This window comes from Thiocapsa sp. (genome assembly GCF_035467215.1).
In the GTDB taxonomy this organism is placed as follows: Bacteria; Pseudomonadota; Gammaproteobacteria; order Chromatiales; family Chromatiaceae; genus Thiocapsa.
Map to the genome: position 1 here is coordinate 1 of NZ_DATITZ010000354.1, position 5,275 is coordinate 5,275.

Here is a 5,275-nt window from a genome sequence, read left to right on the forward strand (position 1 = left end):
TCGGGGTTCGGGGTTCGGGGTTCGGGGTTCGGGGTTCGGGGTTCGGCATTGAGGTTACTGGACCCTGAACCTCACCCTCTGAACCGCTTCCAGGGCGAGATGCTCATTTTCGGGTGAGCTCGACGTTACGTGCATCCACAACCTTTAGCGGGGACGCGGTTTACAATAATTTATTTTTCAATGTCTTAAACTGCGCCGACTCCAACGGTCGTCAAGTCCGCCGGGGCCGATCCCATCCAAAAACGTCGCATACCGCGCTGGGCGCGGTTTAGTCAAAATGAATCTGCGAATAAGGAAACGCGATCGGCCTCCCCTCCAAAAACGCGGTCAGAAAGGTCCAGATGGCATCGGCGGACGGCGGGCAGCCGGGCAAGAAGTAGTCGATCGCAACCACCTCGTGGATCGGATGCACCTGGTTGAGGAGCAGCGGAATCTCGGGGTCGTTCGGGATGCCCGGATTGTGCACCCCGATGCCGTCGCAGTAGGACTCGCGCAGGCACTCGGCGAGACTGAACTGGTTGCGCATCGCCGGGATCCCCCCGTTGACCGCGCAGGCGCCGACGGCGACCAGGGTCTTGCAGCGACGCCGAAACTCGCGCAACACCTCGACATTCTCGGCGTTGGCGACCCCGCCCTCGATCAGACCCAGGTCGCAGTCGCCGAGTGCCTTGATATCGGTCAAAGGGGTGCGGTCGAAGGTCACCAGATCGACCAGCTTCAGGATGCGCTCGTCGATGTCCAAAAGGGACATGTGACAACCGAAGCAGCCACAGAGCGAGACGGTCGCGACACGGGGCTTCTCGGCCATCAGACCACCTCCTCCTCGTGTGCGCGCACGTCGCCGACGATGCTGATGGGCTCGCGGTCGTAGAGACGCTCGCCGATCGGGGTCTCGTAGCCGCGGCCCTTCGGCAGGATGGCGCCGGTCGGACAGACATGGGCCGCCTTGTCGCTCGCGGCAAAGCTGGAATCGCCCAACAAACCGCTCGGCGAGTCGATCACCAAGTGGCTCTCGAGACCTCGCCCGCTGATGGCGAAGACCCGCTTGCCGTCGTGGTCGCGGCTGGCACGTACGCACAGCTCGCAGAGGATGCAGCGGTTGAAGTCGATGACGACATCCGGGTGCGAGGCATCGACGGGGCGGCGCGGGAAGAAGTGGGTGAAGTGCGGGGCCAACATCCCGGTGTAATAGGCCACCGCCTGGAGCTGACAGGCCCCGCTCTTCTCGCAGGCCGGGCATACGTGATTGCCTTCCACGAAGAGCATCTGCAGGATGGCCCGGCGCGTCGCCTGAATGGCCTCGGAGCTGCTGTCGACCTGGAGCCCTTCGCTCGCCGCGGCGGTGCAGGCCGAGACCTGGCGCCCGCCGATATCGACCACGCAGACACGGCAACTGCCGTGCGGCGCGAATTCCGGGTTGTGGCAGAGGTGCGGGATATAGACCCCGGCGGCGAGCGCCGCATCCATGATGGTCTGACCGGTCTCGAAAGGGATCTCGCGACCGTCGAGCGTGAAGGTCTTGCTCATGCGAACACCTCCGAACCGTCCGGCATATGGGCTCCGATATGGGCCCCGACGTCGTCTCGACCCGTGAGTGTTCGAGCCTCCGAAAGCGCCGCGTCCAGATCGAAGGACGGGGTGTGGGACGCGCGCGTCAGTCGCCGACGATAGATCGACGGGAACTTGTCGAGCGTGTTGAGCACATGGTTGGGCGCCGTATGACCCAACCCGCAATAGCTTGCTTGGCGCATCACGGCGCCGATATGCCGCATCTCGCTCAGGTCGTATTCCGAGCCCTGACCGGCGGCGACCTTCTCGACCAGGTTGCGCATGAGCGCCCCGCCGACCCGACAGGGTGTGCAGAAGCCGCAGCTCTCGTGCGCAAAGAAGGCGGCGAAGTTGCGGACCATGTCGAGCAGGTCGCGGCTGTCGTCGAAGATCATAAAGGAGCCGGCGGTCGGCAGGTCCTCGAAGGCGATGATGCGATCGAAGTCCGCCGGCGAGAGGGTCGCACCCGCCGCACCCGAGATCTGAACCGCTTGGGTATTCTCCGCCCCGCAGTCCGACAGGACGCGATGGACCGGCGTGCCGAACGGATACTCGTAGATCCCGGGCCGAGCGCAGTCTCCGCTGACCGACAGGATCTTGCTGCCGGCGGACTGATCGGTACCTTCGCCGCGGAGCCAATAGCCGCCCCATTGGACCACCCGAGCAGAGGCGAGAAAGGTCTCGACATTGTTGACCACGGTCGGCTGATCGTCGAAGCCGCTGGTCACCGGAAAGGGCGGGCGCTTGCGCGTCACACCGCGCTTGCCTTCCAGCGACTCGATCAGCGCCGATTCTTCGCCGCAGATGTAGGCGCCCGCACCCAGGTGGATCTCGATGTCGAAGTCGAAGCCGTCGCGGCCGAGAATCCTCGCGCCGAGCAGCCCCTCGGCGCGACGGCGCTGCAGCACGGATTCGAGATGCGCCAAGAGGTAGCGATATTCGCCACGCAGATAGAGGAAGCCCCGACGGGCGCCGATGACCCCCGCGCAGACCGTCATGCCCTCGATCACGAGGTCCGCATAATCGGTCAGCAGGACGCGATCCTTGAAGGTCCCGGGCTCGCCCTCGTCCGCGTTGCAGACGACATAGCGATCGGTCCCGGGAGCCTCGCGACAGAAGCGCCATTTGAGCGCCGTCGTGAAGCCCGCCCCGCCGCGTCCGCGCAGTCCCGAACGCTCCACCTCCGCGAGCGCCGCGTCTGCGCCCTCATCGACAAGCCGACGCAACGCAGCGCCGTCGGTCGCCGGATTGCCGAGGAGAAGTCCGCGCCGACGGATGTTGTTCTCGACCCGGAAGAACTCGCCGGGCCAACGTTCGAGCGGGATATCCTCCTGCACCAGATCGGCGATCCGATCGACCCGCTGCGCATCCAGATTGGTCACGGCATGACTGTTGACCAGGAGTGCGGGGCCTTGGTCGCACATCCCGGTGCAGGAGGCGAGCCCGACGCTCACGCGCCCGTCGTCTCGGATCAGGTCATGACCCCACGCCGGCATCCCCGTCAACCCCAGACGCTCGACCAAGAGACGGATCAGACGCCTGCTGCCCAGCATCCGGTCGGTGATGTTGTCGCTGAACCGGATCTCGAAGGTGCCGCGCGGGCGCTCATGCAGGAAGGCGTAGAAGGCGATGGCTGCGCGCACCTGGGTGCGCGTGACATCCAGCGCGGCGGATAAGGCTTCCACCGCCGCGTCCGGGACGTAGGAAAAACGCTGTTGGACGCGGATCAGATGCTGAAGCAGGTGCCGCGGATCTCGACCGTGGGTTTCAAGCGACTCCCCCACGAACCCCTCGACCGTGACGGCTGCGGACACGTTCATCGACACCTCCCGCGGGCTTAAGCATCGGGCTGGAAATCGTGCTGCCTCATGGCAGTATAGAACATGGTGACGAGGGCCTGCGGCCATGCGGCGCGGCATCCCTTCGGGTCACGGGCGGATTGGAGCAGGGCGCCCCGCCGCGATTAATCGTTCGGATCCTGAGGCGATTTCCGGCAAGAAGCATCCCGACTGCGCATGCCTACAAGATCCGAGGCGACTAAAGTCGCCCCTACTTGTCGGTCCAGCTTGTCGATTCAGGATCAGACCACGGCATCAAGATAGAACCACCGGCCGTCCTCGCGCACGAACCGGCTGGTTTCATGGAGACGATGTGCCCGACCGTCGATCTTGTAGCGGGCGATGAACTCGACGACCCCGTGCATATCTTCAGGACCTCCCGCCTCGACATGACGCACCTGCAGGCCGAGCCAGCGCACCGGATCGTCCCCGAGCTCAAGCGTCGGTGGCCGGGTAGAGGGATGCCAGGTCCGCAAGAGATGGTCCGCCCGACCCCGGGAATAGGCGACATACCGCGAGCGCATCAGGGCCTCGGCGGTGTCCGGACACAGATCTGCGTCCAGATAACGCCCGCAACAGGCCGGATATTCCGCCAGTGCGCCGCACGGACAGCGATCAAGCTGTTTCATAAGACCTCGTTAGGCGACGCTCGGTGTCCGCGAGTCCCGCGGACTAAGTTGACATAACATTTTTCTCGGCACCTCTTGACATCAGCCAAGCGGTATTCTACTTTACATAACGCAGGCGCTCGCAAGAGGTCTGCACACACCGCGGTTCACAAGAACGCGCAACTTCCATATTGCTCAAACGAGGATATGTCAATGACAAACATCGACTTCTCACCACTCTTCCGCTCCATGATCGGCTTCGATCGGATGTCGTCCGCGCTGGAGACGGCTTACCGCTCCGAGCCCGGCGGTTATCCTCCCTACAACATCGAGGCCAGCGGCGAGAACGACTACCGCATCACCATGGCGGTCGCCGGTTTCACCGAGAAGGATCTCACCCTCGAGGTCAAGGAGAACATCCTGACCGTGTCGGGTGCGCGGTCGGACGACGAGGACAAGGGTCAAACCAAGTTCCTCTATCGCGGGATCGCCAACCGCAACTTCGAGCGTAAGTTCCAGCTTGCCGACTATGTGCGGGTTCTGGATGCGCGGCTCGAAAACGGCCTCCTGCATGTCGACCTGCGTCGCGAGATCCCGGAGGCGATGAAGCCCCGCAAGATCGAGATCCGCGGCGAAACGGGCCGGTATATCGAGGGCGAGACCCAAAAGACCCAAGCCGCTGCCTGATGCGAAGGTGGGGCGTCACGCGGCTCGAACGCGTGACGCTTCCGGTCCATCAGGAACCTCGACCGTAAAACAAGCCGGGCAATCGCCCGGCTTGCTCGTGTGTGCGCTGCGGTGGGTCATCGATCTGCGTCGCCTTACGCGAGCAGGATTCCCGTCCGACGACCGATCACCCGATAAATTGAAAGCCTTTGCGTCCTTCGCGCCTTTGCGGTTCCAATAAGGCCTTCGATCAACACTCTCGACATCACGCTCGGACCCATGCGTTTCTTCTACTCGATCCGTCTGTGCTGGATCCTGCTCGCCTTGGCGAGCGGCAGCGCCCTCGCAGCTCTGCCTCTCGGCGTCGGGGGTCAGCCCCTGCCGAGTCTCGCCCCCATGCTCGAGCAGGTCGTGCCGGCCGTCGTCAACATCTCCACCGTCACGCGTATCGAGGCGGCCGAGCATCCGCTGATGCGCGACCCCTTCTTTCGCCGCTTCTTCGAGATGCCGCCCGAGCATCGGCATCGCGAGGGCAACAGCCTGGGCTCCGGGATCATCGTCGATGCCGAGCGCGGTCTGGTCCTGACCAATCAGCACGTTATCGACGATGATCCC

At 63.8% G+C, this 5,275-nt stretch carries 5 protein-coding genes and 1 pseudogene; 2 read left to right on the top strand and 4 right to left on the bottom strand.

Features of this window, described 5'->3' with window-relative positions; genetic code table 11:
• Positions 1-268: 268 nt before the first annotated feature.
• The 4 genes from VLR48_RS19160 to VLR48_RS19175 all read right to left on the bottom strand — a co-directional run bounded on the left by VLR48_RS19160 (position 269) and on the right by VLR48_RS19175 (position 4,015).
• Entirely contained in the window at positions 269-808 is a 540-nt protein-coding gene (locus VLR48_RS19160; protein WP_325293313.1) for an NADP oxidoreductase, read from the bottom strand.
• Positions 808-1,527: a 2Fe-2S iron-sulfur cluster-binding protein gene (locus VLR48_RS19165; RefSeq protein ID WP_325293314.1), complete on the bottom strand. Its 720-nt coding sequence runs from the start codon at positions 1,525-1,527 to the stop codon at positions 808-810. The genes VLR48_RS19160 and VLR48_RS19165 overlap by 1 nt, the downstream gene beginning before the upstream one ends.
• The gene (locus VLR48_RS19170) at positions 1,524-3,368 is read right to left on the bottom strand and encodes an NADH-ubiquinone oxidoreductase-F iron-sulfur binding region domain-containing protein (protein WP_325293315.1); all 1,845 of its coding nucleotides are present in this window, start codon (positions 3,366-3,368) and stop codon (positions 1,524-1,526) included. Before VLR48_RS19170 ends, VLR48_RS19165 begins: the two co-directional genes overlap by 4 nt.
• Positions 3,369-3,628: 260 nt before the next feature.
• Positions 3,629-4,015 (bottom strand): YchJ family protein, encoded by a 387-nt coding sequence (locus tag VLR48_RS19175; protein WP_325293316.1) that lies wholly within the window; start codon positions 4,013-4,015, stop codon positions 3,629-3,631.
• Between the two features lie 192 nt (positions 4,016-4,207).
• On the opposite strand from VLR48_RS19175, the gene VLR48_RS19180 reads away from it, so the two are divergent.
• On the top strand, positions 4,208-4,681 hold the full coding sequence (locus VLR48_RS19180) for an Hsp20 family protein (protein WP_325293317.1): 474 nt from the start codon (positions 4,208-4,210) through the stop codon (positions 4,679-4,681).
• A gap of 258 nt (positions 4,682-4,939) precedes the next feature.
• A pseudogene (locus VLR48_RS19185) lies at positions 4,940-5,275 on the top strand (serine endoprotease DegQ); the annotation flags it as partial.

Excerpts from the sequence above, each read along its gene's own strand:
- VLR48_RS19160 (WP_325293313.1), bottom strand. The coding sequence starts at position 808 with ATGGCCGAGAAGCCCCGTGTCGCGACCGTCTCGCTCTGTGGCTGCTTC.
- VLR48_RS19165 (WP_325293314.1), bottom strand. The coding sequence starts at position 1,527 with ATGAGCAAGACCTTCACGCTCGACGGTCGCGAGATCCCTTTCGAGACC.
- VLR48_RS19170 (WP_325293315.1), bottom strand. The coding sequence starts at position 3,368 with ATGAACGTGTCCGCAGCCGTCACGGTCGAGGGGTTCGTGGGGGAGTCG.
- VLR48_RS19175 (WP_325293316.1), bottom strand. The coding sequence starts at position 4,015 with ATGAAACAGCTTGATCGCTGTCCGTGCGGCGCACTGGCGGAATATCCG.
- VLR48_RS19180 (WP_325293317.1), top strand. The coding sequence starts at position 4,208 with ATGACAAACATCGACTTCTCACCACTCTTCCGCTCCATGATCGGCTTC.